This is a genomic window from Coxiella endosymbiont of Ornithodoros maritimus, assembly GCF_907164965.1.
Classification (GTDB): domain Bacteria; phylum Pseudomonadota; class Gammaproteobacteria; order Coxiellales; family Coxiellaceae; genus Coxiella.
In genome coordinates this window covers 1-3561 of record NZ_CAJRAM010000098.1, presented here as the reverse complement: position 1 = coordinate 3561, position 3561 = coordinate 1, and the positions used below count along the sequence as shown (strand labels likewise).

Here is a 3561-nt window from a genome sequence, read left to right as displayed (position 1 = left end):
TTCAGAATTAAAGAGCTTTTATGAGGGGCTCGTTAAAAAAGGGAAAAAGAAAATGGTAGCGTTTGTAGCACTAATACGAAAAATTATTGTTATCGCCAATGCCAGATTAAAAAAATTTGAACAGAAAAAATCGCTAACTGCGGTATCACTGTGAAGCTGTGAATAAGGTGTGTAAAATGACTATTTATTATCCAGTTTTCAAACTTGCTCACAGCAATTCAAACATAGTTGATCCAGCGCACCAAAGGTGCACTGGGACTCCCGCCTGCGCGGAAATGACGGAATTTGTGCTTCTAACCAGTTTTAATCGCATCCTCCGGTAGGCTAAAAATTTTCTGCAAAAATGATCTCCCCTCTCACTTGCGGGAGAGGGTTCAAATTCTAGTGAGCAAAACATGGCAGAATAGTGCAAAATCCCGTATACTGCTCATACTTAACTCATGATTAATCATTATTGCTCATGACCAAAAGCACCACTTCAAACGCGTTGGATGTCGAGCGACAGCCACTGAGCGAATTTGTCGAAAAGGCTTATCTGGACTACTCGATGTCGGTCATCTTGTCCAGCGTCGAATCGTGTACGCCATGTCAGAATTAGGTTTAAAATCAACCGCTAAGTATAAGAAATCAGCGCGGACGGTAGGCAACGTTTTGGGTAAATTCCATCCGCACGGAGACACCGCCTGTTACGAAGCCATGGTGTTAATGGCCCAGCCTTTTTCATTTCGCTATCCCTTTGTCGATGGGCAAGGCAATTAGGGGAGCGCGGATGATCCCAAATCCTTTGCCGCCATGCGTTAGCGCGCTTATCCGCTTATGCCCAACTGCTTTTAAAAGAATTGCAAGAAGGAATAGTCGATTGGGTCCCTAACTTTGATGGGACGCTAAAAGAACCCGCTCTCTTGCCGGCGCGGCTCCCGAACGTTTTATTAAATGGGATGTCTGGGATTGCCGTGGGGATGGCCACGGATATTCCCCCACATAATTTGACCGAAGTCGCGAATGCCTGCATACATCTTTTAGAATATCCCGACGCCACCTTGAAGGACATAATGAAATTCATTCAAGGACCTGATTATCCCACCGTTGCCGAAATTATTACACCCACGGCTGAAATTCGAATCCTCTACCGCACTGGACAGGGCAGTTTGCGCATGCGAGCGACTTATCAAAAAGAAAATGGGGAAATTGTAATTACCGCCCTCCTGCCTCACCAGGTTTCAGGTAACCGCGTTATGGAACAGATCGCTGGCCAAATGGTCGCAAAAAAAATTACCCGCTGTGAGCGACGTCCGAGACGAATCCGATCACGAAAATCCCACACACGTTTGGTGATTACGCCGCGATCCAATCGCATCAATATACACGAATTAATGGAGCATTTATTTGTAACGACCGACTTGGAACGGAGCTATAGAGTGAATTTGAATATGATCGGCATCGATGGCCGGCCGAAAGTCAAAGATTTAATTTCATTGTTAAAGGAATGGTTAGAATACCGAATGCAAACGATCCACAAGCGATTGCAATACCGGTTGCAATTTGTTATTGAGCGGTTACATCTTTTGGAAGGTTTTATTATTGCTTATTTAAATTTAGATGCCGTCATCGCCGTTATCCAAAAAGAAGACAAGCCAAAGCCCACTTTAATGAAAAAATTTAAACTCAGTGACGGACAAATGGAGGCAATTTTAGAAATTAAATTGCGGCAATTAGCTAAATTAGAAGAGAAAAAATTAGAGGCGAGCAAGCTTTTTTAATTAAAGAGCGCGACGAGATCGAAAAAATTTTAGCTTCAAAGGCTAAATTAAAAAAATTAATTCGCGTAGAATTGGCCGCGGATAAAGAAAAATATGGTGACGAACGCCGCTCGCCATTAATGGAAAGACCCATCGCCAAAATGATACGTTAAGAAGAAATGCTTCCTTCTGAACCGGTCACGGTAGTTTTGTCGAAAAAGGGCTGGATTCGTGCCGCCAAAGGTCACGAAGTCGGTAGCCATGCGTTAAATTATCGATCGGGCGATGAATTTTTAATGCAGGCAGAAGGCCGCATGAATGAACTGGTGGTATTTTTAGATTCGGCGGGAAAAAGTTATGTCTTGCCAGCGCATACCCCCCATCCGCTCGCGGCTTGGGTGATCCGCTCGCAAGCCGGTTAAAACCAGCAGCAGGGGCTCATTTTGTTGGGGTTTTAATGGTTGCTGATGATGACCTCTTCTTATTAGCCTCGAATGTGGGGTATGGATTTTTAACGTCGTTAATTAATTTGCACGTAAAAAGTCGCAGTGGGAAAACCGTTATCAAACTACCTAAAGGCGCTCAAGTGATATTGCCCGCAGCGGGTCGGTAAAGAATCCCAATACCTGGGCGCGATTACCTCCTAAGATCGATTATTATTGTTCCCCATAGCGGAATTACCTGAATTACCTAAAAGGCAAAGGAAATAAAATCATTCAGATTGCACCAACGCGTGTGCCCAATCGTGAAGAATATTGTGTTGCTTTAGCTGTCCTCCATGAGAAGAGTTCGTTAACACTTTATTCTGGGAAACATAGTTTTATGCTAAAACCGGATGATTTAGCTCAATTTCACGGAGAACGTGGTCACCGAGGTAATAAATTACCTCGCGGCTTTCGGAAAGTGGATAACGTTGTTGGTGATGAAAATTAAAATTGTGGAGAATGTTGATGTATCCGCCTCGTTATATTAAAAAAACCTTAATAAAAGATGAAAAATTAGTTTATTTTACACACCCTCATTGGATTATTTATGCCCCTGGTGTGATTGCATTAATTTTTGCTTCTTTATTTTATACGTATGGCCCTGCTTATTTTATTTTGCGTTCTCGCTTATTATTGGGTGGTTATCCGCTTTATGACCTTTGCAGTTTTTTTACGTTCGTATTGAGCACTTTTTGGTTGTTGACGGCGTATGTCACCTATCGAACTTCGGAATATGGCGTCACCGATAAACGCGTCATTATGGAAAAAGGTTGGATTCGACGAAACTCCTCGGAAATATTTTTACGCCGGTTAGAAGGCGTTAACGTCAACTAAACGGTTACGGGGCGAATCCTCGGTTATGGGACTCTCGTGATCAGCGGTATGGGCGGTTCGCACGATTATTAGACGAATGTCCCTCAACCGCTGATGTTCCGTAAGCATGTGCAGCGGCAGATGGACTTATTAATTGATGCATCTGAGGAAGCTCAGTCTTAAAAAAGTTTAGTAACTCTAATTTTAAGTTTGTGGATTTGGTTTGTGGTTAAATTTCGCATTCACCGCTATCTAAAATAATTACTTTTTTAGAAATCTCCTTGTTAACAAAAATTTAAAACCCGTCATCCCCGCCCCGGGGGATCTAGCCCACATACGCCTCAATTAATTTTAAAAAACGTCACGCCCCATAAACCGAACTTTAATTAAATTCTTTTTTAAAAAATTCGTTTATGAGAAAATATTGTGCGCTAAGATATTTTCTCTCCGTACACGAAGGAAAGCGATGAATTTATCTTCTGAGCAGGCGGAATTAATGGAAAGGTTTGTTTTAATTGAAGCAA

The 3561-nt window shown here is 42.4% G+C and carries 5 protein-coding genes and 2 pseudogenes; 6 read left to right on the top strand and 1 reads right to left on the bottom strand.

What is annotated here, in order from left to right; all coding sequences use genetic code 11:
- Positions 1 to 296: 296 nt before the first annotated feature.
- Positions 297 to 412 (bottom strand): annotated as a pseudogene (locus OWO34_RS08500) (hypothetical protein); the annotation flags it as partial.
- Between the two features lie 173 nt (positions 413 to 585).
- On the opposite strand from OWO34_RS08500, the gene OWO34_RS08495 reads away from it, so the two are divergent.
- The 6 genes and pseudogenes from OWO34_RS08495 to OWO34_RS08470 all read left to right on the top strand — a co-directional run bounded on the left by OWO34_RS08495 (position 586) and on the right by OWO34_RS08470 (position 3220).
- Entirely contained in the window at positions 586 to 759 is a 174-nt protein-coding gene (locus OWO34_RS08495) for a DNA gyrase subunit A (RefSeq protein WP_267257193.1), read from the top strand.
- Positions 760 to 839: 80 nt separating this feature from the next.
- A complete protein-coding gene (locus OWO34_RS08490) occupies positions 840 to 1760 on the top strand; it encodes a DNA gyrase subunit A (protein ID WP_267257192.1) in 921 nt (306 codons plus the stop codon).
- Between the two features lie 158 nt (positions 1761 to 1918).
- The gene (locus tag OWO34_RS08485) at positions 1919 to 2161 is read left to right on the top strand and encodes a hypothetical protein (protein WP_267257191.1); all 243 of its coding nucleotides are present in this window, start codon (positions 1919 to 1921) and stop codon (positions 2159 to 2161) included.
- Between the two features lie 35 nt (positions 2162 to 2196).
- Complete coding sequence (locus OWO34_RS08480) at positions 2197 to 2352, top strand: hypothetical protein (protein ID WP_267257190.1); 156 nt, start codon at positions 2197 to 2199, stop codon at positions 2350 to 2352.
- A 122-nt stretch (positions 2353 to 2474) separates the two neighbouring features.
- A complete protein-coding gene (locus OWO34_RS08475) occupies positions 2475 to 2672 on the top strand; it encodes a hypothetical protein (protein WP_267257189.1) in 198 nt (65 codons plus the stop codon).
- 2 nt (positions 2673 to 2674) lie between these two features.
- Positions 2675 to 3220: pseudogene (locus OWO34_RS08470) on the top strand (PH domain-containing protein).
- The last annotated feature ends 341 nt before the right edge of the window (positions 3221 to 3561 follow it).